This window comes from Mesorhizobium sp. W050, from assembly GCF_054719535.1.
Window position 1 is genome coordinate 3748814 of record NZ_JBTTIH010000001.1, and the last position, 25790, is coordinate 3774603.

The window sequence follows — 25790 nt, forward strand, 5'->3', positions numbered from 1 at the left end:
CGGGCATCTCCCCCACGAGGGGGGAGATTGGCAGCTCGCCCACGGCTCTTTCTTACAACGTTGAAAGTTGGCGAAAACAATGAAACGCGCAATCTCCCCCCTCGTGGGGGAGATGCCCGGCAGGGCAGAGGGGGGCCGTCGTAGAGCGCCGAATTTAAACCTTGAATCTCAAGCCCCTGCCCGTTCCATGCCGAGCCTGGCGATGCGGCGCAGTTCGTCGATCGGGGTCAGGCCGCCCGAGCGCTCATAGTGCCAGAAGGTCCAGCCGTTGCAGGCGTCCAGGCCCTGCACTTCGGCGCCGATCTTGTGGATCGAGCCGGCGCTGTCGCCGATCGCCACCGTGCCGTCGGCGCGTACCTTGGCCGACCAGCGCTTCTTGGCGTCATAGAGCGTGGCGCCGGGCTGCATCAGACCGGTATCGATCAGGCTGACGAAGGCGACGCGCGGCTCGGCGCGCTTGCCGGTGAGCACGGTGAGATCGGCGCTTTCCAGCGGCCGCACGGCATCGATGCGCTCGTTGGCGGCGTCGATATAGACCTGTTCGCGCTCGATGCCGACGAAGTGACGGCCGAGCCGCTTGGCCACGGCGCCGGTGGTGCCGGAGCCGAAGAATGGGTCGAGCACGATGTCGCCCGGCTTGGTCGAAGCCATCATGATGCGGGCGAGCAGCGCTTCCGGCTTCTGCGTCGGATGCAGCTTGTCGCCATTGTCGTTCTTCAGCCGCTCGCCGCCAGTGCAGATCGGGAACAGCCAGTCGGAGCGCATCTGGATGTCGTCGTTCGACGCCTTCATGGCTTCGTAATTGAAGGTATAGCCCTTGCCCTTCTGGTCGCGCGAGGCCCAGATCATGGTCTCATGCGCGTTCTGGAAGCGGCGGCCGCGGAAGTTCGGCATTGGGTTGGTCTTGCGCCAGACGACATCGTTGAGGATCCAGAAGCCGAGATCCTGCATTTTGGCGCCGACGCGGAAGATGTTGTGGTAGGAGCCGATGACCCAGATGGTGCCATTGGGCTTCAGCACGCGGCGTGCCGCCAGGAGCCAGGCGCGGGTGAAGGCGTCATAGGCCTCGAAACTCTCGAACTGGTCCCAGTCATCGTCGACGGCGTCAACCTTGGACTGGTCGGGCCGGTGCAAATCGCCGTCGAGTTGCAGATTGTAAGGCGGATCGGCGAAAATGACGTCGATGGATTTTTCCGGCAGCCGGTCGAGCGCGGCGACACAATCGCCCTTGAGGATCGTGTCCAGCCACTCGGATTGCGGGGGGGCGTGGGAGAGGTCGGCGACAAGACGCACGGCAGACATTTTTACACCCAAGGCACGCGTTACTGTTTACTCCACGTTATGGTTACCGATCAGCGTAAATATTCGGTGAAGGACGCAACGGTCCAGGCAGCCCTGACGTCGTCAATTTGCGCAGCCCGGCCCGTTGGTGTATGTCGCGCCGCTTGAGCCTTGCCGGGCCTCCATCACCCTCCCTCGTTCGGATTGCCATGCCCCAGCCAGATCTTGTCATCTTCGATTGCGACGGCGTGCTCGTCGATTCCGAAATCATCGCAGCCCGCGTCGAGGCCGAATTGCTGACCTTGGCCGGATATGAAATCTCGGCCGAGGAATACGCCGAAACCTATGCCGGACTGACCTTCAAGGACATAATGATGCGGGTCGAGGCGAAGTCCGCGATCCCGTTCCAGGCCTCGATGATCGACCGGGCCGAAGAGCTGGTTGACCGCAAACTGCGCAGCGACGTGCGCGCCATCGACGGCGTGCGCGAGGCTGTGGCCGCAGTGACAGCGCCGCGCTGCGTCTGCTCGAACTCACGCTTGGAGCGGATCGAGTTCATGCTGGAGAAAGTGGGCCTGCTGCCGTTCTTCGCCGGCCGGATTTTTTCGGCGCTGGAAATACCAAGCAAGAAAACCAAGCCCGCGCCGGATGTGTTCCTGATCGCGGCGGAGCAACTCAACGCCAATCCGGCAAACACCTTCGTCATCGAGGATTCGGTGCACGGCGTCACCGGCGCCAGGGCCGCCGGCATGCGCGTGATCGGCTTCACCGGCGCCGCGCACAGCTATCCCGGCCATGCCGATGTGCTGACCGAAGCCGGCGCCGAAACCGTCATCCGCCGCTGGGCCGAACTGAAAAGTGTGATTGCCGCTCTGTCGGACTGGTCGGACGCCTGAACCGATCAGTCCTTGGCTTTGGCCGACTTGGCCGGTTTCTTCTTTGCCCTGTTGTAGGCAATCGCGGCACGGACGAGCGCTTTCAGCGCATCCGCATCGATCTCGTCGCCCTCCGACACATCCATGGCACGCCACACCTTGCCGTTGAGCCCGTTGTTGAACAGCCTGTCGGGATCCGGCAGGCTGGCGCCATGGGAAAAGGTCAGCTTCACCTTGTCCTTGTGAGCGTTGCCGACGGCGATCATGCCGTCGCGCGACCATACCGGGCTGCCCATCCACTTCCACTCCTCGATGATTTCCGGATCGGCGTCGAGGATGGTCTTGCGCAGGCTGGCCAACGTCTTGCCCCGCCAATCGTCCAGCTCCCGGATTCGGGCATCTATCCGCTCGGAGGCAGAGGCGCCTCCCTCGTCTTTGCTCGACATACTGGTCTTCATGGTCTGCCTCCGTTCACATCTTCTCGCCGGGCAATCGGCTGGCCTGCTTCACCCAGGAGGCGAAGCGGGCTTCGTCGATCTCTTCGCCTTCATGGATGTCGAGATAGCGCACTTCCTTTTGCCTGGAACCGCCGGGAGGCACAGGATCGAGCGACGTGCCGCGAAAGAAGGCGACTTTGACGTATCTGGTGAAGCAATGCAGGCTGAGGAACCAACCCTCGCCCTCGATGCCATAGAACGGTGAGTTCCACTTCATCGCCTTGTAGACGCCGGGGACGGCGCTGACGATAAGTGCGTCGATCCGGCGCCCGACATCGCTTTTCCAGCCCGGCATGGCCGCGATATAGGCCTGCACCGGAGCGTCCCCATAGGCCTTCGGGATCTGCGGGTTGCCGCCCGAAAGCAGGACCGGCTTTTCCGGCTTGTCTGGGGCCGGTTTTGCGACCTTCGATTTTCCCAGCGCCTTGGCCATTCCTACCCTTGCGCGCCCTGCTCGCCACGCGATCTCGCGACGTAAGGCAGCACGAACATGTAGAGGCCACTGAACAGCAGCAGGAAGAGCGGCAGCAGCGGCGAATAGACCACCCAGGCCGGAGGTTGGCCGAACGCCATGGTGATGAAATTGGCTGCCACGGTCAGCGTGAAGATGATCGACAGCCAACGATGGGTTTGACGTATCCATTTGCTCAAGTTCATTGCAACCCTCCTCTTGAAACCAGCGCCTACCAACGCGCCAGTTGGGTGATCTGGATGAGATTGCCGCAGCTGTCGTTGAGCTGGGCGATGGTCGAGCCGGTCACTTCTGTCGGCGCCGTGGCGAACGCACCGCCGCGTCCCTTGATGCGCTCGTAATCACCCTTGACGTCGTCGGTGAACAGCATGAGCGCGGGCTGCCCCTGCTTGAAGATGGCCTGCTGGTAAGCCTTGGCGGCCGGATTGTCGTTGAGCGCGAGTTGCAGTTCGGTTCCCTCGGGCTCATCGGGTGAGGTGACGGTCAGCCAACGAAAAGGCCCATTGCTGAAGTCGGCCTTCACAGCAAAGCCCAGCACGTCGGTGTAGAAGCGCAGTGCGTTATCCTGGTTGTCCACATAGACGCTGGTCAGCTTGATCTTCATCGATTTCCTCCTTTTTGCATTCGGTTGCCCCCGCGGCCAGGGCGTGGTCCGGCAGGCTTCAATCCGGCTTCGCCAGAAGCTGTTCCAGCTTGGTGAGGAATTGCTGCCACCCGGCCCTGGCTCCGCCATAGGCCTGCTTCTGGCTCGGATGGAAACCCGACTGCTCGACGCGCAGATGGGTCCCCTTGCTGGTGGGCGTGAGCGTGAACGTCACCACGCTCTTCAGATTGTAGGCGGCATCCTCATGCGCAAAATCCCAGCTGTAGGACAGCGTCCTGCCTTGCTCGACGGCGAGGACCTCGCAATCGAGCACGCCGCCCCAGTCGCCGCGAAGATTGAAGCTGTGACCGACGACAGGCTTGAAATCGTTCTTCATGAGCCATTCCTCCATCAGATGCGGCTGCGTCAACGCGCGCCAGATCTTCTCCGCCGGCCAGGATATTTCACGTTCGACGACGACGGTGCGCAGTTCGGGATTGCTCACTGGTCCATCCTTTTCAGCAGGTTTTCGAGGTCATCGAAGCGGCCCTCCCAGAATCCTGTCATTTGAACTGTCCAGTCGGTCAGCGGACCAAGTGCCGCGGGCTGGGCGCTGTAGTGGGTCTGGCGTCCGGCGTGGCGGTCACGCACCAGCCCGGCCAGCTTCAGGACGCCGAGATGCTTCGACACCGCCGGTTGCGAAACCCCGGACTCCGCCGTCAGCGCCCCCACAGTCTGCTCACCCTGGCGGCAAAGGCGCTCGAAGATGGCCCGCCGGGTCGGGTCGGCAAGCGTTCTGAACAAAGTATCGTGGGCGTCCGGCATCAGGATCAATAACCTGCGAGCTATTGATTGACGTATAACCGCCGGGCTATGGATGAGTCAAGTGCGCTGGCGGAATGGATCGAGATTAAAGCGCAGACGCGACCTGCCGCAGGCGCACGCCTGCAGGATTACGATCGGATCGTTTGGATCTTTCAAAGATACGATCGGATCGTTTGGATCTTTCAAAGAGTTGACCGGCACCGTCGCAGCAGCGACGGCGCCCAGGCGCTTAGTTCGTCGCCGGAGCGCGCTTCTTTTTCTTGCCGGACTTCTTGTCCACCGCCGCCGGCGCGGTGTCGTCATAGCCGGCATAGACAGTGTAATCCCGGGCGGAGGGTTCGGGCACGACGACGTTGGGATCGGTGAACACGAACTGGGTGGCGGTCGAGGGATCGCTGACCTGGATCTGATAGGGGTGGATCTGCGAATAAAGTACGTCGGGGCCGTGCATGACGGCAATGCGGATCGGCATGGTGATGGTGCCGGGGGCGAACAGCGGTCCCGGCACGATCTTGCCGGCAACGCCAACCTTCATCGTCAACTGGCCGTTGGCACGGCTGCAATCGCGGCTCACATCGCTGATCGAGGCCTGGTAGATGATCTTGGCCGGATCCTTGTTCGGATCGACGATGGAGCCGTCAGGCGCCGTCTGCGCGGCGGCAGCAGCCTCGGCATCCTGTGTTGCATCAGCCTTTTTCTTTTTCGGCTGCGGCGCGCCCTTGGCGTAGGTATTGAAGTATGCGGTGCCGTCACGCACCGTCACTTTCGGGCAGTAGGCCTGCAACTGGCTGGCGAGAACCTTGGGATCCTGAGGCGGTATTGGCGCATTCGGGTCGGTCTTCTTGCCGAAACCGAGATTGAGGATGCCATTGTCGCTCGATTGGCAACCGGCGGCGGCAAGCATAAAGCCGGTTAGCGCCAGACCCGCGACAAAGCGACGGTTGAATTTATGAAACGCCATGAAACTGCACTTCCCTCTCGCAAAGTTGGTGACGTATAGCAACGCCACGGCAAAAATGCGACTGAGGCGGCTCGGAAAATTAACCAATTGCCGTGGATGAAACCGGCGGCAGCAATGGACCTTTGACGATGCGCTATGTGAGTACCCGCGGGGATGTGCCCGTGCTTGGATTTGCCGATGCGGTGCTGGCGGGGCTGGCCCGCGACGGCGGGCTTTATGTGCCGCAGACATGGCCGCAGTTTTCGGCAGCCGAGATCCGCGCCATGCGCGGCCTGCCCTATGCGGACCTCGCCATCCGCGTGCTGACGCCCTTCCTCGGCGGCGAGATCGCCGCACCCGTCTTCGAGCGCCTGGTGCGAGAAGCCTATGCCACCTTCCGCCACCGGGCCGTCTGCCCGCTGGTGCAGACCGGCGCCAACACGTTCATCCTCGAGCTCTTCCACGGTCCGACGCTGGCCTTCAAGGACGTTGCCATGCAGCTGCTTGCCCGGCTGATGGACCATGTACTGACTGAGCGTGGCCAGCGCGCCACCATCGTCGGCGCGACCTCGGGTGACACTGGCGGCGCCGCCATCGATGCCTTCGCCGGCCGCGACCGAACTGACATTTTCGTGATGTTCCCGCATGGCCGCGTCTCGCCGGTACAGCAGCGGCAGATGACGACATCGACGGCCGCCAACGTCCAGGCGCTGGCGATCGAAGGCAATTTCGACGATTGCCAGGGCCTGCTGAAGGATATGTTCAACGATCATCGTTTTCGTGATCGCGTGTCGCTGTCGGGCGTCAATTCGATCAACTGGGCCCGCATCATGGCCCAGATCGTCTATTATTTTTCCTCGGCGCTTTCGCTCGGCGCGCCGGACAGGCCGGTCTCCTTTACCGTGCCGACCGGCAATTTCGGCGATATTTTCGCCGGTTACGCCGCCAAGAAGATGGGCCTGCCGGTCGAGCGGCTGATCGTCGCCACCAACGACAACGACATATTGGCGCGCACTTTCGCGACCGGTGAATACCGCACCAAGGGTGTGTTTGCGACGACGTCGCCATCGATGGACATCCAGGTATCGTCGAACTTCGAGCGACTGCTGTTCGAGGCCTGCGACCGTAACGCAGAGACGGTGCGGCGTTACATGGCCGGCCTCAAGCAATCCGGCGCCTTCACCATCGAAACCGCAGAAATCGACCGGATGCGGTCCGAATTCGACGCCGGACGCGCTGATATGGACGAGGTTGCCGCCACCATCCGTTCAACGCTCGAATCCAGCAATTATCTGCTCGATCCGCACACGGCCGCGGCCGTGCATGTCGCCGCCGGCAAGGCTGACGGTGCAGTGCCGATGGTGGTGCTGGGCACGGCGCACCCGGCCAAGTTCCCGGCCGCGGTCGAAGCCGCCTGCGGCGTGTCGCCGGCCCTGCCCGCATGGCTGGGGTCCTTGATGTCAGCCGACGAAAAGTACACGGTACTTCCATCCGACCTGAAAATGGTGGAAGATTACGTGAGCCGCCACTCAAGGGCAGCGCGTTAGGGAGTACTTGCCATATGGGTGTTGAGGTAAGCCGTCTGTCGAACGGCCTGACAGTCGCCACCGAAACCCTTCCAAGCCTCGAATCCGTTGCCCTTGGCGCCTGGGTCAAGTCCGGCGCCCGCAATGAGCGTGACGACGAGCACGGAATGGCCCATCTGCTCGAGCATATGGCCTTCAAGGGTACGAAAAGGCGGACGGCCTTCGAGATCGCCTCGGAAATCGAGGATGTCGGCGGCGAGATCAATGCCGCAACATCAGTCGAGACGACGTCCTATTACGCCAGGGTGCTGTCCGACGATGTGCCGCTGGCGGTGGATATCCTTGCCGATATCCTGCAGGAGTCCGAATTCGACCCAGAGGAACTGGAGCGCGAGCAGCATGTGATCCTGCAGGAGATCGGCGCCGCGCACGACACGCCCGACGACATCGTCTTCGACCGTTTCACCGAGACCGCCTTCCGCCACCAGACGATCGGCCGCTCGATCCTCGGCACGCCGGAAACCGTCAAATCCTTCACCTCCAAACAGCTGCATGATTTCATAGAGCGCCAGTATGGCGCCGAGAAGATGGTGATCGTGGCGGCAGGCGACATCAAGCACGACAATTTCGTGCGCGAGGTCGAAAAGCAGCTTGGCGGTTTCCGCAGCAAGTCCGACAGCACGATGCCGCAATATGCGCAGTATGTCGGCGGCGATTTCCGCGAGGATCGCGACCTGATGGACGCGCAGATCGTGCTCGGCTTCGAAGGCCGAGCCTATCATGTGCGCGATTTCTACGCTTCGCAGGTGCTGTCGATGATCCTCGGCGGCGGCATGTCGTCCCGGCTGTTCCAGGAGGTCCGCGAAAAGCGTGGCCTGTGCTATTCGGTCTATGCCTTCCACTGGGGTTTTTCCGATACCGGCATCTTCGGCGTTCATGCCGCGACCGGGCAGAGCGACATTGCCGAACTGGTGCCGGTCATTATCGACGAGCTGCAGAAGGCCGGCGAGAATATCCTTCAGGAAGAGCTCGACCGCGCCCGCGCGCAATATCGCGCCGGCCTGATCATGTCGGCTGAAAGCCCGGCCAGCCGCGCCTCGCAGATCGCCAGGCAGCTGCTTCTGTTCGGTCGGCCGATCGCCAAGGAGGAATTGATGGAACGGCTGTCGGCGCTGACCGTCGAGCGGCTGACCGACCTTTCGTCCCGGCTGTTTTCGACCAAGCCGACGCTGACCGCGGTTGGACCGGTGGGTACGCTCGCGCCCTATGAGGCGATTCTCGATTCGCTTGCGGGCACGCACACCACGGCCCGCAAGCTCGCCGTCTAAGCCTTCAAGCGCCGGTGTTCGCGCTCCCTTTCTTTCGCCGTGACCTGCCGGCACTGAAAGGCGACCGGGTCATGCTGCGCGTGCCCTACACCAACGACTATCGCGAATGGTCAGCGGTGCGCGGCGAAAGCCGTGCCTTCCTCGAACCGTGGGAGCCGCGCTGGACGCCCGATGAACTCGACCGCACCGCCTGGCGGCTGCGCATCGGCCGCTACCGCGAAGACTATGCGCAGGGGACAGCCATCGCCTTCTTCATCTTCGAGAAGGCGAGCGGCAAGCTTGCCGGCGGCATTACGCTCGGCAATATCCGCCACGGCGTCTCGCAAAGCGGCCATGTCGGGTACTGGATCGGGGAGCGGTTTGGCGGCCGCGGCCTGATGACCGACGCGGTCAAGGTGGTCTGCCGCTTCGCCTTCGATACGCTGAGGTTGCACCGGATCGAAGCTGCCTGTATTCCCGACAATGTCCGGTCGATCCGCGTGCTTGAAAAAGCCGGATTCCGGCGCGAAGGACTTCTGCGATCCTACCTCAGGATCAACGGCATCTGGCAGGACCACTACCTCTACGCCCGGATCGCGGACGATCCGCCGGGCGCTGGAACGAAGGACTGATTTTTGACGAATTTCCTGCGAAACGGGTCGCTGTTGGCCTTTGTTCTGGCGGTTGTCGTCACGCTTTGCGCGGCGCTCCCGGCCTTCGCCGTCGAACCGATCAAGATTGCCCGCGACGATGTCGCGCTCGACCTGTCGCGCGCCGTCCAGATCTACGTCAATCAGGGCGAAAACTTCCAGGTGTCGACCGCGCCCGGTCCCGACGGCATCGTCCGGCGCATCGAGGTCGAGGCCAATGACGCGCGCTCGAGCGGCGACTGGGCGGTGTTCGCGCTCGCCAACACCACCGACCAGCAGCTCGACCGGCTGATCGTGGCGCCGCATTTCCGGCTGGTGAATTCCGGCATCTTCTGGCCCGATCTCGGCGCCACCCGCATCGCCGCGATCACCCCCAGCGAGGGCTTCGCGCTCGACCGCCAGTCAAGCTCCGACGCCGACGTGTTCCGGGTGACGCTGAACCCGGGAACGGTGATCACCTTCATCGCCGAACTCGCCTCGCCGAAGCTGCCGCAGGTCTATCTATGGGAGCCGGAAGCCTACAAGGACTCGGTCAATTCCTATACGCTGTTCCGCGGCATCGTCATCGGCATCGCCGGGCTGCTGGCGCTCTTCCTGACCATCCTTTTCGTCGTCAAGGGAACCTCGATGTTTCCGGCGACAGCCGCACTTGCGTGGGCGGTACTTGCCTATATCTGCGTCGATTTCGGCTTTCTAAACAAGATCATAGAGATATCGCCCGGGAACGAGCAGATGTGGCGGGCGGGAACGGAGGTGGCGCTTGCGGCGACCTTCGTGGTGTTCCTGTTCGCCTATCTCAACCTCAACCGGTGGCACGGCCATTTCAGCTATGGCGCGCTGGTCTGGATCCTCGGCCTGGTGCTGATTGCCGGTGTGGCCATCATCGATCCGGCAGTCGCCGCCGGTATTGCCCGGCTGTCCTTTGCCGCCACCGCGCTGACCGGGCTCGGCCTCATCATCCTGCTCGGTCTTCGTGGTTACGACCGTGCGATCATGCTGGTGCCCAGTTGGGTGATGGTGCTGCTATGGCTGTGCGGGTCGTGGATGGCGATCACTGGCATGCTCGACAACGACATCGCCCAGCCGGCATTGGGCGGCGGGCTGATCCTGATCATCCTTTTGATCGGCTTCACCGTCATGCAGCATGCCTTTGCCGGCGGCGCGCTGCATCAGGGCCTGTTCTCCGATCTCGAGCGCCAGGCGCTGGCCGTCGCCGGCTCCGGCGACACGGTGTGGGACTGGGACGTGCTGCGCGACCGCGTCGTCACCAAGCCCGACGTCAGCATCCAGCTTGGCCTGGCGCCCAACAGCCTGGGGGGTGCGGCCCGCAACTGGCTGCCGGTGCTGCATGCCGACGACCGCGACACGTTCCGCACCACGCTCGACGTGGTGCTCGAACATCGGCGCGGCCGGGTCTCGCAGAATTTCCGCCTGCGCGGCGCCGACGGGCACTACCACTGGTTCTTGCTTCGGGCGCGGCCGGTGATCGGCTCGGACGGCGAAGTGATTCGCTGCGTCGGCACCATGGTCGACGTCACCGAGCAGAAAAAGTCCGAGGAAAGGCTGCTGCACGATGCCGTTCACGACAATCTGACCGGCCTGCCCAACCGCGAACTTCTGATGAACCGGCTGGAAGCCATCATCTCGATCGCGCGCACCGAAGAGAAGGTGCGCCCGACCGTCTTCGTCATCGACATCGACCGTTTCAAGCAGGTCAATGACGGGCTTGGCATCTCGGCCGGCGACACCATCCTGCTCACCATTGCGCGCCGCTTGCACCGGCTGTTGAAACCGAAGGATTCGCTGTCGCGCTTTGCCGGTGACCAGTTCGCCCTGATGCTGCTCTCCGAACAGGAACCCTCCCGCATCGCGGCGGTGGCAGACGCCATCAAGCACGCCATCAACAACCCGATCACCTTCGCCAAGCGCGAGATCGTGCTGACTGCCTCGATCGGCCTGATCACCTGGACCTCGGCGCAGACTTCGGCAGAAGACATGGTCAAGGACGCCGAGCTTGCCATGCACCAGGCCAAGCGCTTCGGCGGCGACAGGATCGAGCCGTTCCGGCCGGCCTTCCGCACCGTCGGCACCGACCGGCTGCAATTCGAATCCGATCTGCGCCGCGCCATCGAGCGGCGCGAGTTCACCCTTGCCTACCAGCCGATCGTGCGGCTGGAGGACGGCAGCATTGCCGGCTTCGAGGCGCTGCTGAGGTGGGACCATCCGCGCCGCGGCATGATCCCGCCCGGCGATTTCATCCCGGTCGCCGAAAGCTGTGGTCTGATCGTGCAGCTTGGCCTGTTTGCCATGCAGCAGGCGGCCGAGGACCTCGCCGGTTGGCAAAAGCAGATCGGCGACACGCCGCTGTCGGTGTCGGTCAATCTGTCCAGTCGCCAGCTGATCCGCCGCGACCTGGTCAGCGATGTCCGCTCGGTCATCGCGCGCGCCAATCTGAAGCCGCGCTGCTTCCGGCTCGAACTTACCGAATCGCTGGTCATGGACAATCCAGAGCAGACCTCGCATGTGCTGACCAAGCTGAAGCAGCTCGGCATCGGCCTGTCGCTGGACGATTTCGGCACCGGCTATTCCTCGCTCGCCTATCTGACCCGCTTCCCCTTCGACACCATCAAGATCGACAAGAGTTTTGTGGACGACGCGACGCCGAAGCGCGCGGTGCTGCTCAAATCCATGGTCAACATGGCGCATGAGCTCGGCCTGTCGGTGGTGGCCGAGGGCATTTCCGACGAAAGCGATGCGCTGGAACTGCGCCAGATGGGCTGCGAATATGTGCAAAGCTTCATGTTCGGCGCGCCGATGCCAGGCGACCAGGTGCTGAAGGCGTTGAAAGAGCAGTACCCGATGACGCAGGCGTGACGGGTGAGGCATGCGTCGTGCAGGCGCGTGGTTACATTGGAATGAACCCCTGAAGCGACCGCGCCTTCGTCATCCTAGGGCGAAGCAAGGAGCGCAGAGACGCGGCGCAGACCCTAGGATGGCGAAAGTGGCGGGCGGCTTCGGCTAGTCGCGAAGGTTCGGCGGAACGTCGGCGAAGGCGAGGCCTCAGGCGTGCCCCGCGGCCAGGCTCAAATGCGCCAGATCAATCCCGATCGATGCCAGGATGCGGTCGTACTTCCGCTCGATGTCGGCGTCGAACAGCAGCTCCGGCGTGGCCGGACAGGTCAGCCAGCCATTCTCGGCGATCTCGGTTTCCAGCTGGCCGGCGCCCCAGCCGGAATAGCCGAGCGCCATCAACGCGCGCCGCGGGCCGCGGCCGGACGAGATGGCGCGCAATATGTCGACCGTCGCGGTCAGGCAGATATCGTCGGAGACGGTGAGCGAGGATTCCACCCGGTAGTCGCCCGAGTGCAGGACGAAGCCGCGGCTGCGGTCCACCGGGCCGCCATTGCGCACGACGAAGTCGCGGGCCTGCGCCGGCAGCCTGATCGCCTCCTGCTCGTTCATGATGCCGAGCTGCACCAGAAGATCGGGAAACAGCATCTGTTGCGTCTGGTTGATGATCAGGCCCATGGCGCCTTCATCGCTGTGCGCACAGATGTAGATGACCGAGCGCGTGAAGCGATCGTCCTTCATGCCGGGCATGGCAATCAGAAACTGGTCGTCAAGAAAGCCGCGTCCACCGGCCGTCTTTTTGTGGCGCAACAAGTCCATGGACGGGAGCGTAACGCGTTTCCGGGACGCCGAAAAGATGCGCCGCGTGCGATTCGGCCAAAGCCCAACGGTTGGAACAACGGAATCTTGACTGCGAACTTCACTCGGCCGATTGCTTGAAGCCAACTGTTCCTTGCCCGAAGGTCACGCAAATATGATACGCAGAGCGCCATGAAAACATTGCGCGGCCATGAACTGACGATCAAATCAACGCCATGCAAAGCTTGAAAATCCTGCTGCTCGGTATTGCTATCGGATGCGGAGCAGTCCTGCCCGCCGCCGCCTCCTCGTCGGAATGGTACAACAGCGAAGGCGGCAAGGTGCGGCTGGTGACAACAGGCAAGGCCGACGAGGCCGGTCGCATACAGGGCGTGCTCGACATCGCGCTCAAGCCCGGCTGGAAAACTTATTGGCGCGATCCGGGCGACGCCGGCGTGCCGCCGCAGATCGACGTTTCGGCCAGCACCAACATCACCGATGCGGCGTTTTCCTTCCCGCCGCCGCAGCGCCATGACGACGGCTACGGCAAATGGGCCGGCTACAACCATCCGGTCTCGCTGCCGGTGACATTCACTTTGTCGTCGCCTGGGGATGCGGCCGTCATCGATGCCGACATCTTTCTTGGCATCTGCGAGACGATCTGTATTCCGGTGCAGACGCGGCTGAGCGTCGATCCCGCCGCCGATCCCGACAATGCCGAGGATGCGGCGCTGGTGAAGGCTGCACTCGCCACCTTGCCCGCGCCTGCCAAGCCCGATTTCGGGATCAAGGTGCTGCCGGGCGACCATGAGACGCTGATGGTCGAGGCGACTTTTCCCGGAGATCCGGAGGCGGCGGATTTATTCGTCGCCGGGGGACGCGATTATATGTTCGGGGCGCCTGCACGCAGCGAAAAGGACGGCCGGCTGGTATTTACCATTCCGATCCTCGACCGGCCGTCGACGACACCGACCGATGGCGGGTTGTATTACACCCTGACAAGTGCCGAAGGCGCGGTCGAGGGCGTTCTGCCGTTTCCCTGATACCGAACCCGATCCAGGCTTTCCCTTGATCCAGGCCCTGTCGGCGGTTGCGGGAGATGCCTGATTTCGCTATCGCAAGAAACCTTCCCTGCTTCACACGAGGACCATCATGACGATTGCCGTTGGCGACAAACTGCCCGATGCGACCTTCAAGGAAATGACCGCCGACGGCGCCAAGGTGATCACCTCGGCCGAGATTTTTGCGGGCAAGAAAGTGGTGCTGTTCGGCGTTCCCGGCGCGTTCACGCCGACCTGCAGCAACAACCACCTGCCGGGCTATCTCGAAAACCACGACGCCATCCTTGCGCGCGGCGTCGACACCGTCGCCGTCGTGTCTGTCAACGACGTTCACGTCATGGGCGCCTGGGCGAATTTCACCGGCGGTCAGGGTAAGATTCTCTATCTCGCCGACGGCAATGGCGACTTCGCCAGGTCGATCGGCCTCGACTCCGATTATTCCAGCGGCGGCATGGGATTGCGCTCGAAGCGCTTCTCGATGATCGTCGACAATGGCAAGGTCACCGCGCTCAATGTCGAGACCAAGCCAGGAGTCGACACATCGGGCGCCGCTCACATTCTGAGCCAGCTCTAAACCGCGTCGGCTCATGAGCGCCATGGCCTGACCACCACGCGCTTCCGGCCGGATTGCCTGTTTGGAGGACATCGACGATGTTTGACATCATCTGGCGCAGCGTTGCGATCGGCATCGGCGCCACGGTGCTGATGGATCTTTGGGCGCTGTTCCTGCATCTGGCGCTCAGCCAGCCGCGGCCGAACTGGGGGCCGCCCGGCCGCTGGGTCTGGCACCTTAGGGAAGGCAAGGTTTTCCACGACGATATCGCCCAAGCCGCATCCTATGCGCATGAGCAGGCGCTGGGCTGGGCTTTCCACTATGTCACCGGCATCGTCTACGGCTTCATCCTGGTGGCGCTGGTGGGCACGGCATGGCTGGACGCGCCGACCTTCCTGCCAGCCTTCATCCTCGGCATGGTCACCATCGGCGCCGGCTGGTTCCTGCTGGCGCCCGGCATGGGCGCCGGCTGGGCCGCCTCAAAGCGCCCCAACGCGATGCAGATCCGCGCCTTCAACGTGATCTCGCACACGGTGTTCGCGCTCGGCCTCTACGGCACGGCCCTGCTGATCCGCTGAGGACAGGTTCTATTCGCGCGGCTTCATCGCGGCAACGGTATCGATGATCTCCTGACATCCGCTTTAGCGCGGCGCCAGACTAGCTATCGGCCGCCATCCGTGGACGACGCGGCGCGTCCCGACATCATAGGCGAAGTAATTGCCGCCACCGGCCGGCTGGTCCGCCGCGCGGCTGATTGCGCGGCCGCTGAGCGCGAGCAGCAGCAATGTTCCGACGCCGCCATGGCCGACGAAGGCAATGTCGCCGCCATCGGCAGCACCCAGCACCGTTTCGACCTCGCTGACAATGCGTTGCTGGGCATCGATGGCCCGCTCCCAGCCGCGGATGCTTTTGTGCGGGTTGGCGAAGAACTGGTCGGCGACCGCCTCGAACTCCGGCGGCGGCAGGAAGCCGGTTGCCGACCGATCGTTCTCATGCATGCGCTCCTTCACCTCGACCGCGAGGCCGAGGTGTTTGCCAAGGATCTCGGCGGTTTCGATCGCCTTGCGCTCGGCCGACGAGACGACACGGCGGATCGATCCGACCCATGGCTGATCGAGCATGGCTGATGCTCGCGCTCGTCCGATCTCGGACAGCCCCCAGTGCGGCACGGGAACGTTGGCATCGATCTGAACCTGGGGATGGGTGATGTAGTATACGATCGGCATGAGTGAGATCCCCTTGCCGATAGCTTGAGCTCAATAGCTTTGGGTCGAGCGCCGTGCCCGTGGCGCCGGCTGCTTCTCGGATGCCGCCGGCTTCAGCGCCACTTTCGGCGCCGCAGGTTTGGCTGAGCCCCTCTTGAACGGCGCCATACCTTCCCTTGCGAGTTCGTCGGCGCGTTCGTTCTCGGTGTGGCCGGCATGGCCCTTGACCCAGTTCCAGGTCACCTTGTGGCGCCGATTGGCCTCATCCAGCGCCTGCCACAGTTCACCGTTCTTGACCGGCTTCTTGTCGGCGGTCTTCCAGCCGTTTTTCTTCCAGCCGTGGATCCATTTGGAGATACCGTCCATGACATATTTGCTGTCGGTGTGAAGCTCGACGGCGCACGGCTCCTTCAGCGCATTCAGCGCCGAGATGGCGGCCAGCAGCTCCATACGGTTATTGGTCGTCTCGGCCTCGCCGCCCGACAATTCCTTGGTCTTGCCGTTGAAGCGCAGGATGGCGCCCCAGCCGCCGGGACCGGGATTGCCCGAGCAGGCACCGTCGGTGAAGATTTCGACCTGCTTGGTCATGTCAGTCCGTATTCCGAAGGCGACTTGATCGCGCGGTGGAAGCGCATGCGGCGGATATATTCGGTCGGATCGCGCTTCATGACCAGCCCGCCGTCGGGAACGGTCAGCCAGTCATAGAGCCGGGTCAGCATAAAGCGCAGCGCCGAGCCGCGCGAAAGCATCGGCAGCGCTGCTTTCTCGCCCTCGCTCAAAGGCCGCACGCTCTGATAGCCGGCCAGCAGCGCCGTGCCTTTGGTCAGGTTGAAGGAGAAATCCTTCTCGAAACACCAGGCATTGAGGCAGGTGGCGACGTCATAGGCGTAGAGGTCGTTGCAGGCGAAATAGAAGTCGATGAGGCCGGACAGTTTCTCGCCGAGGAAGAAGACATTGTCGGGAAACAGATCGGCATGGATGATGCCTGCCGGCAGGCCTTGCGGCCAATGGCGTCCGAAGTCGGCGAAATCCGCATCGACCTCGGCCGCCAGTCCCGGCTCGACCTCGTCGGCTCGGTCGCGCGAGGCATTCCAGAGTTTGCGCCAGCCCTCGATGGCCAGTGCGTTGTTACGCGTCATCGCAAAATCCTGCCCGGCCAAATGCAGTGCGGCGAGGGACTTGCCGACCTCCGCGCAATGCGCCGCTGTCGGCCGCCGCAGCGACAGGCCTTCGAGGAAGGTGATGATGACCGCGGGACGGCCGGCCAGCGTGCCGATGACGGTGCCGTCATGCGCGGTCACCGGCAGCGGACAGGAAATGCCTTTACGGGCGAGATGGCCCATCAGGCCGAGGAAGAACGGCAGGTCGGCCTTGTCGACGCGCTTCTCGTAGAGCGTCAGTATGTAAGAGCCGCTTGAGGTGTGCAGCAGGAAATTCGAATTCTCCGTGCCTTCGGCGATACCCTTGTAGGACAAGAGTTCGCCGACTGGATATGCCCTCAGGAACGCGCCGAGTTCGCCCTCATTGACGTCGGTGTAGACCGCCATGGGCTGTTCACGCGGCTCCGTTGACGAAGGCCATGTCGGCCCGCGTCAGTTCGACATCGCGCAGAACCCGCATGACTGGAAAATCCTCCGTTTCGGTGGCCGTGATCGCCAGGTCGATGTTCACCTCGAAGCGCTGGCGGAAGGCGTCGATGATCTCGTCGACGATGATCTCCGGCGCCGACGCGCCGGCAGACAGGCCGAGCGTCGAGATATTTGTGATGTCATTCCACGGAATTTCGGCGGCGCGCTGTACGAGAAGCGACATGGTGGCGCCGGCGCGCTCCGCCACTTCGACAAGACGGCGCGAATTGGAGGAATTGGGCGCACCGACGATCAGATAGAGATCGGCGCCGGCGGCGGTTTCCTTGACCGCTTCCTGGCGGTTGGTGGTGGCGTAGCAGATCGATTCGGCGGCCGGTGCATGCAGTTGCGGGAAGCGCTCCTGCAGCACCCGCAATATGCCGGCAGTGTCTTCGACCGACAACGTTGTCTGGCTTACGAAGCCGAGCGCTTCCGGGTCGGCGGGGGCAAAGGTCCCAGCGTCGGCTTCGGTCTCGATCAGCGTGACGGCGCCTTCAGCCAGTTGGCCCATGGTGCCGATCACTTCGGGATGGCCGGCATGGCCGATCAGAAGCACATGGCGGCCGAGCCGCTGATGGCGCATCGCCTGCTTGTGCACCTTGGACACCAGCGGGCAGGTGGCGTCGAGATAGAAGAGCTCGCGTGCCTTGGCGTCGGCCGGCACCGATTTCGGCACGCCGTGGGCTGAGAAGACAACCGGCGACTTGCGGTGCTCGGCCGGGATTTCCGAGAGTTCCTCGATGAAAACCGCGCCAAGGCTTTGCAGGCCCTCGACGACATAGCGGTTGTGCACGATCTCGTGGCGGACATAGACCGGCGCGCCGTATTTCTTCAACGCCAGCACGACGATCTGGATCGCGCGGTCGACACCGGCGCAAAAGCCGCGCGGCTGGCAGAGCCGGATCGTCAGCGGTGGTTTTGTGGCGGTCTGCAGCATGATTCCAGATCGGTTGATCGTATCGTTTGGCGAAATGAGGTGTGCACCCCTGCCCTGTCAAGGGCAGTTGGATCAGGTTGAATGGTCAACCTGATCTAACTCTTTGTTGGAGCATGATCTTGTCCGAAACCGGTTCCCACTTTTCGGGATCATGCTCTGGATCATTCAGTCTTTGCCGGACGGCGCAGCCTGATGATCAGAACCGCGGCAAGAGCCGCCGCCAGGCCATACCAGGTGAAGGCATATTGCAGATGAGAATTCGGCAGGTCGATGATGGTGACGCCGCCGACCGGCAGCCCGCCCGGGTTCGGCGTCTTGTCGGCGTCGATGAAGATCGGCACCAGCACGGCACCGGCCGGCAGGCCGGCACTCGCCGCCATGACGTCACGATCCTTCCAATAGAAGATGTTCTTGGCCACGTCATTGTCGGGCAGCATCATCGACGGCTTGGCCGGCAGCGGGTTGCGCGCCAGGCCGGTGACCGTGACCTTGCCGGTCACCTGCCCTTGCGGGCGCTTGGCGGCATCCTTGACATCATAGGGAACGAAGCCGCGGTTGATCAGGACATAGCGGCCATCGTCGAGGGCCAGCGGGGTATAGACGTTGAAGCCGGCGTCGCCGTCCCATGTGGCGTAGAAATGCCGCTCGCCGGAGTGCAGGAACGTCCCGCTGACGGTGACCGGCGTGTAGTCGACATCACCGGTGGCGGCGAATTCCTTCTCGACGTCCGCCAGCGGCTGCGGCGCTGAATGGGTGCGCTGGTCGATGGTCTGCAGAAGGGCTTCCTTCCAGTACAGGCGCTGCACCTGCCATGTGCCAAGCCCGAGCAGGATGACGAACACCACCAGGCCGAGGCCGAGCAGCAATGCCGTCTTCGGCCGCGACCGGCCGGCGGGCTTGGTCAGCGCCTCGCTCATTGCCCCTGGTCCAGGCGGCCTTCGGCCGCCTTGTTGGCGTATTGAAGCGTCAGCAGCACCCCCTTGATCAACCTCAGCGCCGTCAGGCACAGTCCCACGGCCAGCGGTATCCAGATGATGAAATGCAGCCAGAGCGGCGGGCTCAGCGTGACCTCCACCCACAGCGCCAGCCCCACGACGATGAAGCCGATGATCAGGATGACGAACACCGCCGGGCCGTCGCCGGCATCGGCGTAGGAATAGTCGAGGCCGCAATTGTTGCAGCGCTTGCCGACGGTGAGGAAGCCGGAAAACAGCCGTCCTTCGCCGCAGCGCGGGCAGCGTCCGTGCAGGCCGGCCGAGATCGGCTCAATGGGTGGCCAGATCGCCCTATCTTCACTCATGGATAGTCATGCTTTACGGCTCGATTTCGATCAGCGTTCCATCCGGCACCATAGTCCAGATTTCGTCCATGTCGCAGTCGGTAACCCCAATGCAGCCATCGGTCCAGTCGACCAATTGAAGCAGCCAGCCCGACCAGCCGAATCCGTTGGCCATTGATGGGGCGCCGAAAAGAAGAAAGGCGACCGCGTTGCCGCGACCGCCCTTCTGATTTGTCGGTTCGGTGAAAGCCGTCAGTGGCCTTCGATCACCGCGCCGACCGATCCCCAGACGTAGATCGATGCGAACAGGAACAGCCAGACCACGTCGACGAAGTGCCAGTACCAGGCAGCCGCCTCGAAGCCGAAATGCTGCTTGGGCGTGAAGTCGCCTTTCCAGGCGCGGATCAGGCAGACCAGCAGGAAGATGGTGCCGATGATGACGTGGAAGCCATGGAAGCCGGTCGCCATGAAGAAGGTGGCGCCGTAGATGGAATCCTTGAAGCCGAACGGAGCGTGCATGTACTCGTAGGCCTGCACCATGGTGAACAGCATGCCGAGGCCGACGGTCAGCACCAGGCCGTTGATCAGGCCCTTGCGGTCGCCATGGATAAGCGAATGGTGCGCCCATGTCACCGTGGTGCCCGACAGAAGCAGGATGATGGTGTTGTAGAGCGGCAGATGGAACGGATCGAGGACTTCGAGACCCTTCGGCGGCCAGACGCCGCCAGTGAAAGCGGTGCGGGCGTAATTCTGCACTTCGCTCGGAAACAGGCTGGCATCGAAATAGGCCCAGAACCAGGCAACGAAGAACATCACTTCCGAAGCGATGAACATGATCATGCCGTAGCGCAGATGCAGCGACACGACGCGCGTGTGGTGGCCCTCATGCGCTTCCTTGATGGTGTCCGACCACCAGGCAAACATCGTGTAGAGGACGATGACGAGGCCGATGAAGAACAGCCATGGATTGGCGATGTTGTGGCCGAAAATCGGGAAATCGCCGTTCTTGAGATACTGCATCAGGGCGACGCCGCCGACTGCAGTCACCAGTGCGCCGATCGACCCCAGGAAGGGCCACGGGCTCGGGTTGACGAGATGGTAGTCGTGTTGTGGTTTTGCGTGCGCGTCTGCCATATCAACCCCCGAGATTTGCTTCGGTATCTGAAACTTTGCTGCTGCTGTCCGGCGTCGATGACGCCACCGGCTTGTTCTTTTGGACCGGGAACATCGTGTAGGACAGGGTGATGGTCTTCAAGTCCTTCAGTTCCGGCACGTTGACGATATCGGGATCCACATAGAACACGACCGGCATGTCCAGCGTCTCGCCGGGCTTCAGCGTCGTGTCGGTGAAGCAGAAACACTCGACCTTGTTGAAGTAGGGGCCCGCCAGTTCCGGCTGCACGTTGAAGGTGGCGCGGCCGGTAACGGCGCGGTCGAACTTGTTGGTGGCGCTGTAATGCGCCTGCGTGGTCTCGCCGATCTTGATGGTGACCGAGCGGGCGACCGGCTGGAACTGCCAGGGAATGCCGTTGGTGTTGGCGTCGAAGCGCACGGTGATGTCGCGGTCGAGGATGCGGCCGGCATATTGCTTTTCGGCGCGCTGCGTCGTGCCGCCATAGCCGGTGGCCTGGCAGAACATCTTGTAGAGCGGCACCGCGGCGTAGGCCATCCCGATCATGCCGCCGAAAAAGGCGACGCAGACGGCGGCGACGACGCGGTTGGTGTTCTTCTTCCTGGGATCGGTCACGGTCTGGCGGGTCATCATCGGCCTCATCCGGTATGGCCGAATTTCACGATGGTCGCGACGTAGAAGATGACGACCAGAATCGCCAGCGCGACGCCGATCGCCGCCGAACGGTTGCGCCGCGCCTTCTTCTGGCTTTCGGTCAGCGTGACCAGTTCAAGCTTCTTGTCGATCATGGTCATGCTCCACCGATGGCCAAAGCGCGACCGACGACACAGTCGGCAAGATAGATGGCGAAGATGGCGAAGAGGTAGAGCAGCGAATAGGCGAACAGAGCCTTGGCCGGCTTCATGACGCGGTCGCTATCGGTCATGCACAGCACTTTCCAGGCATACCAGACGAAGCCGGCGCCGAGAGCCACTGATGCGACGCCATAGAAGGCGGTAGTGAAACCGAGCACCCAGGGCAGCACACCGATCGGCGCCAGGATCAGGGCGTAGGCAAAGATCTGGCGGCGGGTCGAGGCCTGGCCGGCAACGTTCGGCATCATCGGGATGCCGGCCTTGGCGTAGTCGTCGGACTTGAACAGCGCCAGCGCCCAGAAGTGCGGCGGCGTCCACAGGAAGATGATCAGGAACAGGACGAGGCTTTCCAGGCTCACCGTTCCGGTCACCGCGGCCCAGCCGATGACCGGCGGGATGGCGCCGGCGGCGCCGCCGATGACGATGTTCTGCGGCGTCGAGCGCTTCAGCCACATCGTGTAGACGACGGCGTAGAAGAAGATGGTGAAGGCAAGCAGCGCCGCCGACAGCCAGTTGACCAGCACGCCCAGCGTCATCACCGACAGCACCGAAAGCACAAGGCCGAAGCTCAGGGCTTCGCCGGGCAGGATACGGCCGGACGGTACCGGGCGGCCGGCGGTCCGGCTCATCACCGCGTCGATGTCGGCGTCGTACCACATGTTGAGCGCACCAGAGGCGCCGGAGCCGATGGCAATGGCCAGGATGGCGATCACCGCCAGCAGCGGGTTGATGGTCACGGGCGCAGCGACCATGCCGACAAAGGCCGTGAACACCACCAGCGACATGACGCGCGGCTTCAGCAGGGCGAAGAAATCGCCCGACGTGGCTTCCGACATGCGAAAGCCCGCTTCGTCAATCATTGGGTCGTCGACAAGGGCCATGCGTACATAAGTCCAATCATTCCGTTGGCCGAAAACCGCCGGCGGGCCGGCGGCTTCGTATTCGGGCTGCCTTACTTGATTTTCGGCAGCTGTTCCCACTGGTGGAAGGGCGGCGGCGAAGGCAGCTGCCATTCGAGCGTCGTTGCACCCTCGCCCCACGGATTGGCGCCGGCGACGCGCTTCTTCTGGAAGGCCTCGAACACGCCATAGAGGAAGATCACCACGCCGACGGCCGATATATAGGAGCCGTAGGACGACACCATGTTCCAGCCGGCGAACGCGTCGGGATAATCGATGGTGCGGCGCGGCATGCCGGCGAGGCCGAGGAAATGCTGCGGGAAGAAGATCAAATTGACGCCGACGAACGTGACCCAGAAGTGGGTGTTGGCGATCACCGGCGAGTACATGTAGCCGGTCATCTTGGGGAACCAGTAGTACCAGCCGGCGAAGATGGCGAAGACCGCACCCAGCGACAGCACATAGTGGAAGTGGGCAATGACGAAATAGGTGTCATGCAGCGAGCGGTCGAGGCCGGCATTGGCGAGCTGGACGCCGGTGACGCCGCCGACCGTGAACAGGAAGATGAAGCCCAGCGCCCACAGCATCGGCGTCTTGAACGAGATCGAGCCGCCCCACATCGTCGCGATCCAGGAGAAGATCTTCACGCCTGTCGGCACGGCGATGACCATGGTGGCAAAGACGAAGTAGCGCTGCGTGTCGAGCGACAGGCCGGTCGTGTACATGTGGTGCGCCCAGACGATGAAGCCGACGGCGCCGATCGCGACCATGGCGTAGGCCATGCCGAGATAGCCGAACACCGGCTTCTTCGAGAAGGTCGAGACGATGTGGCTGATGATGCCGAAGCCCGGCAGGATCAGGATGTACACTTCGGGGTGACCGAAGAACCAGAACAGATGCTGGAACAGGATCGGATCGCCGCCGCCATCCGGGGCGAAGAAGGTGGTGCCGAAATTGCGGTCGGTAAGCAGCATGGTGATGCCACCGGCCAGAACCGGAAGCGACAAGAGCAGCAGGAAGGCGGTGATCAGAACCGACCAGGCAAATAGCGGCATCTTGTGCAGCGTCATGCCCGGCGCGCGCATGTTGAAAATGGTGGTGATGAAGTTGATGGCGCCGAGGATCGAGGACGCGCCGGCAATGTGGATCGACAGGATCGCCAGATCCATGGCTGGCCCGGGCTGGCCGGAGGTCGACAGCGGCGGATAGAGCGTCCAGCCGCCGCCAACGCCATAGGCGCCGGGCGCGCTCGGCATGAAAGCCGAAGCGATGAGCAGCAGGAAGGCCGGCGGCAGCAGCCAGAACGAGATGTTGTTCATGCGCGGGAAGGCCATGTCAGGCGCGCCGATCATGATCGGCACCATCCAGTTGGCGAAGCCGCCGATCAGCGCCGGCATGACCATGAAGAAGATCATGATCAGCGCGTGCGCGGTGCCGAAGGCGTTGTACATGCTCTTGCCGCCGTCGATGGCGGCATCGCCGTTCATGCCGTAGACCATCTGCGCCAGACCGGTGAATATCTGGATGCCCGGCTCCTGCAGCTCCATGCGGATGACGACCGAAAGCGCGCCGCCGACGATGCCCGCGAAGATCGCAAAGATCAGGTAGAGCGTGCCGATGTCCTTGTGGTTGGTGGAGTACACCCACCGGACCCAGCCATGATAGGGCTTGTGGTCGTGGTCGTCGTGAGCTGCAGCTTCTGCCATGGTCGGCTCCGTTCCCTAATTCTTGCTAACCCGCGGCATCAATTGCCGGCGGCCGCTACCTTGTTGGTACCGTCGACCTCGGCCATCAGCGCCTTGTTGGCGCCGGGGAGGTCGGTCTTGGCTGCTGCCAGCCAGGTCTTGTACTGCGCATCGGATACGACGCGGACGGCGATCGGCATGAAGGCATGGTCCTTGCCGCAGAGCTGCGAGCACTGGCCGTAATAGATGCCTTCCTTTTCCGCCTTGAACCACGTCTCATTGGTGCGGCCGGGAACCGCGTCCATCTTGATGCCGAAGGCCGGAACGGCAAAGGAATGGATCACGTCGGCTGCGGTAACCAGGACGCGCGTCATGGTGTTGACCGGCACGACCAGCTCGTTGTCGACCGCCAGCAGGCGCGGATAGACCTTGCGGTCTTCCTTGCCGATCGCGGCGCGGTCGGCGTCCTGCAGGATGGCCGAGTTGAAGGAGAGCGTGTTCTCGGTCTGGTACTCATAGTCCCAGTTCCACTGATTGCCCGTTACCTTGACGGTCAGCTTGGCCTCTTCCGGCGGCGTGTACTGCGCCGTCAGCAGCTGGAACGAGGGAATGGCGATGAACAGCAGGACGACGACCGGCCCGACTGTCCAGATGATCTCGATCAGCGTGTTGTGGCTGGTCTTGGACGGAACCGGGTTTTTGCTGGCGCGGAACCTGAAGATGCACCAGGCGAGAAGCGCCAGAACCAAAGCAGTGATCGGGACGACGAACCACATCGTGTAGTTCCCGAACCACTCGATCTGCCGCATCATGTCTGTCGCCGGCGGCTGAAAAGTCATCTCCCACGGCTGCGGCTGGGCCGCATCGGCGGAGGCACCGGCGAAAAATGCGGCGGCGGCGCCTGCCGTTGCCATCAATTTGGCGCTTGCTGGGAATTTTCTCATCGCCCTCTTCATCTCCCGGTTCCTCGCGATCGCGACGCAAGAATATCGAACAATGCCGGGATGGGAATCCCGGACAGTCCCAAGGGTGGTTCAAACCATACTCTATTTCCCTCCGCAAGAAAGGAGCGGGCGAAACCGTGCGGCATTTTTGCGCGCAAGTGCTGCCGCGCTGTTTCGACGGCCTCGTGGCCCGCGCGGGTCGTCGACAGACAGGCTATGCGGGCTTGTGTCCGGAATGCGCCCGACGGTCGCAATTCGGGCGAATTTGCTAGGGAAAAGCGCATTATTGCGCCTGCCGGGGCTGACCGGCGGTCGCCCTATCCTTTACTTGGCCTTGGCGCGGCTTAAAGTGCCGTGATTCGCAATGGAGCCGTCATGACCTCTTGGCTTTCGAGAAACGCCTGGCATTCGAAGAGCGCCTGGCATTCGAAAAGCGCTTGGCTTTCGAGAAGCGGGGCGAAGGTCGTTTTTCTCGCCGCCCTGATCGGTATCGGCTCGTCCGCAACCGGCGTCGCCAATGCAGCGCAGCCCAGCGGCACGGTCAAGTCAACGCATGGCGCGTGGTCGATCATCTGCGACACGCCGGCCGGCGCCACCTCGGAACAATGCGTGATGATGCAGAACGTCGTTGCCGAGGATCGCCCGGAAATGGGACTGTCCGTCGTCGTCCTGCGCACCGCCGACAACAAGGCCGAGATCCTGCGCGTGCTGGCCCCGCTCGGCGTTCTGCTGCCCAATGGCCTGGGCCTCAATGTCGACGGCAAGGATATTGGCCGCGCCTATTTCGTGCGCTGCTTCCAAGACGGCTGCTATGCCGAGGTCATTCTCGAAAAGCCGCTGCTCGATACGCTGAAGACCGGGACGTCGGCCACCTTCATCGTCTTCCAGACGCCGGAAGAAGGCATCGGCATCCCCGTCGACCTCAAGGGCTTCGCCGACGGTTTTGCCGCCCTGCCCTGAGCTTGATGCTTGCGAAACCGTCTTTCCTCACAATTCCCACGGGTTTGAT

31 protein-coding genes are annotated in these 25790 nt (G+C 62.8%); 9 read left to right on the top strand and 22 right to left on the bottom strand.

Annotation, left to right across the window (positions count from 1 at the left end; translation table 11 throughout):
• Positions 1-168 precede the first annotated feature (168 nt).
• Positions 169-1302: a site-specific DNA-methyltransferase gene (locus ACYG9Y_RS18310; RefSeq protein WP_023738496.1), complete on the bottom strand. Its 1134-nt coding sequence runs from the start codon at positions 1300-1302 to the stop codon at positions 169-171.
• A gap of 188 nt (positions 1303-1490) precedes the next feature.
• Between ACYG9Y_RS18310 and ACYG9Y_RS18315 the strand changes: the two genes are divergently transcribed.
• Complete coding sequence (locus ACYG9Y_RS18315) at positions 1491-2177, top strand: HAD family hydrolase (protein WP_023738495.1); 687 nt, start codon at positions 1491-1493, stop codon at positions 2175-2177.
• A gap of 5 nt (positions 2178-2182) precedes the next feature.
• Here ACYG9Y_RS18315 and ACYG9Y_RS18320 read toward each other — a convergent pair whose 3' ends face one another.
• The 7 genes from ACYG9Y_RS18320 to ACYG9Y_RS18350 form a co-directional block, all read right to left on the bottom strand.
• A complete protein-coding gene (locus ACYG9Y_RS18320) occupies positions 2183-2614 on the bottom strand; it encodes a DUF1801 domain-containing protein (RefSeq protein ID WP_198018623.1) in 432 nt (143 codons plus the stop codon).
• A gap of 13 nt (positions 2615-2627) precedes the next feature.
• Complete coding sequence (locus tag ACYG9Y_RS18325) at positions 2628-3086, bottom strand: DUF1801 domain-containing protein (protein WP_023738494.1); 459 nt, start codon at positions 3084-3086, stop codon at positions 2628-2630.
• A 2-nt stretch (positions 3087-3088) separates the two neighbouring features.
• Complete coding sequence (locus ACYG9Y_RS18330) at positions 3089-3310, bottom strand: hypothetical protein (protein ID WP_023668396.1); 222 nt, start codon at positions 3308-3310, stop codon at positions 3089-3091.
• Between the two features lie 26 nt (positions 3311-3336).
• Complete coding sequence (locus tag ACYG9Y_RS18335; protein WP_023738493.1) at positions 3337-3729, bottom strand: VOC family protein; 393 nt, start codon at positions 3727-3729, stop codon at positions 3337-3339.
• Between the two features lie 58 nt (positions 3730-3787).
• Positions 3788-4213, bottom strand: coding sequence for an SRPBCC family protein (locus ACYG9Y_RS18340; RefSeq protein WP_023701998.1), 426 nt, complete (start codon positions 4211-4213; stop codon positions 3788-3790).
• Positions 4210-4533, bottom strand: a complete 324-nt coding sequence (locus ACYG9Y_RS18345; RefSeq protein ID WP_023738492.1) for an ArsR/SmtB family transcription factor — start codon at positions 4531-4533, stop codon at positions 4210-4212. Before ACYG9Y_RS18345 ends, ACYG9Y_RS18340 begins: the two co-directional genes overlap by 4 nt.
• A 229-nt stretch (positions 4534-4762) precedes the next feature.
• Complete coding sequence (locus tag ACYG9Y_RS18350) at positions 4763-5494, bottom strand: hypothetical protein (RefSeq protein WP_023687159.1); 732 nt, start codon at positions 5492-5494, stop codon at positions 4763-4765.
• 128 nt (positions 5495-5622) lie between these two features.
• Between ACYG9Y_RS18350 and thrC the strand changes: the two genes are divergently transcribed.
• Genes thrC through ACYG9Y_RS18370 form a run of 4 tightly spaced genes read left to right on the top strand, consistent with a single transcriptional unit; the run spans position 5623 to position 11830 of the window.
• Entirely contained in the window at positions 5623-7020 is a 1398-nt protein-coding gene (thrC, locus tag ACYG9Y_RS18355) for a threonine synthase (protein ID WP_023738491.1), read from the top strand.
• Positions 7021-7034: 14 nt separating this feature from the next.
• Positions 7035-8327 carry a M16 family metallopeptidase gene (locus tag ACYG9Y_RS18360; RefSeq protein WP_023668402.1) on the top strand — a complete coding sequence of 431 codons (1293 nt, stop codon included), beginning with the start codon at positions 7035-7037 and terminating at the stop codon, positions 8325-8327.
• Positions 8328-8341: 14 nt separating this feature from the next.
• Positions 8342-8938 carry a GNAT family N-acetyltransferase gene (locus tag ACYG9Y_RS18365; RefSeq protein WP_023668403.1) on the top strand — a complete coding sequence of 199 codons (597 nt, stop codon included), beginning with the start codon at positions 8342-8344 and terminating at the stop codon, positions 8936-8938.
• 3 nt (positions 8939-8941) lie between these two features.
• Entirely contained in the window at positions 8942-11830 is a 2889-nt protein-coding gene (locus ACYG9Y_RS18370) for an EAL domain-containing protein (RefSeq protein ID WP_023706671.1), read from the top strand.
• A 186-nt stretch (positions 11831-12016) separates the two neighbouring features.
• Here ACYG9Y_RS18370 and ACYG9Y_RS18375 read toward each other — a convergent pair whose 3' ends face one another.
• The gene (locus ACYG9Y_RS18375; RefSeq protein WP_023668405.1) at positions 12017-12625 is read right to left on the bottom strand and encodes a YqgE/AlgH family protein; all 609 of its coding nucleotides are present in this window, start codon (positions 12623-12625) and stop codon (positions 12017-12019) included.
• A gap of 215 nt (positions 12626-12840) precedes the next feature.
• Here ACYG9Y_RS18375 and ACYG9Y_RS18380 point away from each other — a divergent pair, with 215 nt between their 5' ends.
• The 3 genes from ACYG9Y_RS18380 (at position 12841) to ACYG9Y_RS18390 (ending at position 14796) form a co-directional block, all read left to right on the top strand.
• Positions 12841-13647 (top strand): protein-disulfide reductase DsbD domain-containing protein, encoded by an 807-nt coding sequence (locus ACYG9Y_RS18380; protein ID WP_023706670.1) that lies wholly within the window; start codon positions 12841-12843, stop codon positions 13645-13647.
• A gap of 109 nt (positions 13648-13756) precedes the next feature.
• Positions 13757-14239 carry a peroxiredoxin gene (locus ACYG9Y_RS18385; protein ID WP_023738490.1) on the top strand — a complete coding sequence of 161 codons (483 nt, stop codon included), beginning with the start codon at positions 13757-13759 and terminating at the stop codon, positions 14237-14239.
• Between the two features lie 77 nt (positions 14240-14316).
• Positions 14317-14796, top strand: a complete 480-nt coding sequence (locus ACYG9Y_RS18390; protein ID WP_023731307.1) for a DUF2938 domain-containing protein — start codon at positions 14317-14319, stop codon at positions 14794-14796.
• A gap of 63 nt (positions 14797-14859) precedes the next feature.
• Here the strand turns inward: ACYG9Y_RS18390 and ACYG9Y_RS18395 are convergent, their stop codons facing one another.
• The 13 genes from ACYG9Y_RS18395 to coxB all read right to left on the bottom strand — a co-directional run bounded on the left by ACYG9Y_RS18395 (position 14860) and on the right by coxB (position 24793).
• The gene (locus ACYG9Y_RS18395; protein ID WP_023738489.1) at positions 14860-15444 is read right to left on the bottom strand and encodes a histidine phosphatase family protein; all 585 of its coding nucleotides are present in this window, start codon (positions 15442-15444) and stop codon (positions 14860-14862) included.
• Positions 15445-15474: 30 nt separating this feature from the next.
• Positions 15475-16011 (bottom strand): ribonuclease HI, encoded by a 537-nt coding sequence (rnhA, locus tag ACYG9Y_RS18400; RefSeq protein WP_023685427.1) that lies wholly within the window; start codon positions 16009-16011, stop codon positions 15475-15477.
• Positions 16008-16970: a homoserine kinase gene (locus ACYG9Y_RS18405; protein WP_023738488.1), complete on the bottom strand. Its 963-nt coding sequence runs from the start codon at positions 16968-16970 to the stop codon at positions 16008-16010. The genes rnhA and ACYG9Y_RS18405 overlap by 4 nt, the downstream gene beginning before the upstream one ends.
• A gap of 7 nt (positions 16971-16977) precedes the next feature.
• Entirely contained in the window at positions 16978-17988 is a 1011-nt protein-coding gene (gene ispH / locus ACYG9Y_RS18410; RefSeq protein ID WP_023692071.1) for a 4-hydroxy-3-methylbut-2-enyl diphosphate reductase, read from the bottom strand.
• A gap of 161 nt (positions 17989-18149) precedes the next feature.
• Positions 18150-18905 (bottom strand): SURF1 family protein, encoded by a 756-nt coding sequence (locus ACYG9Y_RS18415; RefSeq protein WP_023692072.1) that lies wholly within the window; start codon positions 18903-18905, stop codon positions 18150-18152.
• On the bottom strand, positions 18902-19288 hold the full coding sequence (locus ACYG9Y_RS18420; RefSeq protein ID WP_023685423.1) for a DUF983 domain-containing protein: 387 nt from the start codon (positions 19286-19288) through the stop codon (positions 18902-18904). The genes ACYG9Y_RS18415 and ACYG9Y_RS18420 overlap by 4 nt, the downstream gene beginning before the upstream one ends.
• Before the next feature lie 13 nt (positions 19289-19301).
• Positions 19302-19442, bottom strand: coding sequence for a L,D-transpeptidase family protein (locus ACYG9Y_RS18425; protein WP_023668415.1), 141 nt, complete (start codon positions 19440-19442; stop codon positions 19302-19304).
• 77 nt (positions 19443-19519) lie between these two features.
• On the bottom strand, positions 19520-20401 hold the full coding sequence (locus ACYG9Y_RS18430; protein ID WP_023668416.1) for a cytochrome c oxidase subunit 3: 882 nt from the start codon (positions 20399-20401) through the stop codon (positions 19520-19522).
• Position 20402: 1 nt separating this feature from the next.
• On the bottom strand, positions 20403-21029 hold the full coding sequence (locus tag ACYG9Y_RS18435; protein WP_023692073.1) for a cytochrome c oxidase assembly protein: 627 nt from the start codon (positions 21027-21029) through the stop codon (positions 20403-20405).
• An 8-nt stretch (positions 21030-21037) separates the two neighbouring features.
• Entirely contained in the window at positions 21038-21187 is a 150-nt protein-coding gene (locus ACYG9Y_RS18440; protein ID WP_023698516.1) for a hypothetical protein, read from the bottom strand.
• Between the two features lie 2 nt (positions 21188-21189).
• Positions 21190-22134, bottom strand: a complete 945-nt coding sequence (locus ACYG9Y_RS18445) for a heme o synthase (RefSeq protein ID WP_023738487.1) — start codon at positions 22132-22134, stop codon at positions 21190-21192.
• 71 nt (positions 22135-22205) lie between these two features.
• Positions 22206-23858 (bottom strand): cytochrome c oxidase subunit I, encoded by a 1653-nt coding sequence (gene ctaD, locus ACYG9Y_RS18450; protein WP_023668420.1) that lies wholly within the window; start codon positions 23856-23858, stop codon positions 22206-22208.
• A gap of 38 nt (positions 23859-23896) precedes the next feature.
• Positions 23897-24793: a cytochrome c oxidase subunit II gene (coxB, locus tag ACYG9Y_RS18455; RefSeq protein WP_050593114.1), complete on the bottom strand. Its 897-nt coding sequence runs from the start codon at positions 24791-24793 to the stop codon at positions 23897-23899.
• Positions 24794-25156: 363 nt separating this feature from the next.
• Between coxB and ACYG9Y_RS18460 the strand changes: the two genes are divergently transcribed.
• Positions 25157-25741, top strand: coding sequence for an invasion associated locus B family protein (locus ACYG9Y_RS18460; RefSeq protein WP_023668422.1), 585 nt, complete (start codon positions 25157-25159; stop codon positions 25739-25741).
• The last annotated feature ends 49 nt before the right edge of the window (positions 25742-25790 follow it).

Coding starts and splice junctions, on each gene's coding strand:
- ACYG9Y_RS18310 (WP_023738496.1), bottom strand. CDS start 1,302: ATGTCTGCCGTGCGTCTTGTCGCCGACCTCTCCCACGCCCCCCCGCAA.
- ACYG9Y_RS18315 (WP_023738495.1), top strand. CDS start 1,491: ATGCCCCAGCCAGATCTTGTCATCTTCGATTGCGACGGCGTGCTCGTC.
- ACYG9Y_RS18320 (WP_198018623.1), bottom strand. CDS start 2,614: ATGAAGACCAGTATGTCGAGCAAAGACGAGGGAGGCGCCTCTGCCTCC.
- ACYG9Y_RS18325 (WP_023738494.1), bottom strand. CDS start 3,086: ATGGCCAAGGCGCTGGGAAAATCGAAGGTCGCAAAACCGGCCCCAGAC.
- ACYG9Y_RS18330 (WP_023668396.1), bottom strand. CDS start 3,310: ATGAACTTGAGCAAATGGATACGTCAAACCCATCGTTGGCTGTCGATC.
- ACYG9Y_RS18335 (WP_023738493.1), bottom strand. CDS start 3,729: ATGAAGATCAAGCTGACCAGCGTCTATGTGGACAACCAGGATAACGCA.
- ACYG9Y_RS18345 (WP_023738492.1), bottom strand. CDS start 4,533: ATGCCGGACGCCCACGATACTTTGTTCAGAACGCTTGCCGACCCGACC.
- ACYG9Y_RS18350 (WP_023687159.1), bottom strand. CDS start 5,494: ATGGCGTTTCATAAATTCAACCGTCGCTTTGTCGCGGGTCTGGCGCTA.
- thrC (WP_023738491.1), top strand. CDS start 5,623: ATGCGCTATGTGAGTACCCGCGGGGATGTGCCCGTGCTTGGATTTGCC.
- ACYG9Y_RS18360 (WP_023668402.1), top strand. CDS start 7,035: ATGGGTGTTGAGGTAAGCCGTCTGTCGAACGGCCTGACAGTCGCCACC.
- ACYG9Y_RS18375 (WP_023668405.1), bottom strand. CDS start 12,625: ATGGACTTGTTGCGCCACAAAAAGACGGCCGGTGGACGCGGCTTTCTT.
- ACYG9Y_RS18380 (WP_023706670.1), top strand. CDS start 12,841: ATGCAAAGCTTGAAAATCCTGCTGCTCGGTATTGCTATCGGATGCGGA.
- ACYG9Y_RS18385 (WP_023738490.1), top strand. CDS start 13,757: ATGACGATTGCCGTTGGCGACAAACTGCCCGATGCGACCTTCAAGGAA.
- ACYG9Y_RS18390 (WP_023731307.1), top strand. CDS start 14,317: ATGTTTGACATCATCTGGCGCAGCGTTGCGATCGGCATCGGCGCCACG.
- ACYG9Y_RS18395 (WP_023738489.1), bottom strand. CDS start 15,444: ATGCCGATCGTATACTACATCACCCATCCCCAGGTTCAGATCGATGCC.
- rnhA (WP_023685427.1), bottom strand. CDS start 16,011: ATGACCAAGCAGGTCGAAATCTTCACCGACGGTGCCTGCTCGGGCAAT.
- ACYG9Y_RS18405 (WP_023738488.1), bottom strand. CDS start 16,970: ATGGCGGTCTACACCGACGTCAATGAGGGCGAACTCGGCGCGTTCCTG.
- ispH (WP_023692071.1), bottom strand. CDS start 17,988: ATGCTGCAGACCGCCACAAAACCACCGCTGACGATCCGGCTCTGCCAG.
- ACYG9Y_RS18415 (WP_023692072.1), bottom strand. CDS start 18,905: ATGAGCGAGGCGCTGACCAAGCCCGCCGGCCGGTCGCGGCCGAAGACG.
- ACYG9Y_RS18420 (WP_023685423.1), bottom strand. CDS start 19,288: ATGAGTGAAGATAGGGCGATCTGGCCACCCATTGAGCCGATCTCGGCC.
- ACYG9Y_RS18425 (WP_023668415.1), bottom strand. CDS start 19,442: ATGGCCAACGGATTCGGCTGGTCGGGCTGGCTGCTTCAATTGGTCGAC.
- ACYG9Y_RS18430 (WP_023668416.1), bottom strand. CDS start 20,401: ATGGCAGACGCGCACGCAAAACCACAACACGACTACCATCTCGTCAAC.
- ACYG9Y_RS18435 (WP_023692073.1), bottom strand. CDS start 21,029: ATGACCCGCCAGACCGTGACCGATCCCAGGAAGAAGAACACCAACCGC.
- ACYG9Y_RS18440 (WP_023698516.1), bottom strand. CDS start 21,187: ATGATCGACAAGAAGCTTGAACTGGTCACGCTGACCGAAAGCCAGAAG.
- ACYG9Y_RS18445 (WP_023738487.1), bottom strand. CDS start 22,134: ATGGCCCTTGTCGACGACCCAATGATTGACGAAGCGGGCTTTCGCATG.
- ctaD (WP_023668420.1), bottom strand. CDS start 23,858: ATGGCAGAAGCTGCAGCTCACGACGACCACGACCACAAGCCCTATCAT.
- coxB (WP_050593114.1), bottom strand. CDS start 24,793: ATGAAGAGGGCGATGAGAAAATTCCCAGCAAGCGCCAAATTGATGGCA.
- ACYG9Y_RS18460 (WP_023668422.1), top strand. CDS start 25,157: ATGACCTCTTGGCTTTCGAGAAACGCCTGGCATTCGAAGAGCGCCTGG.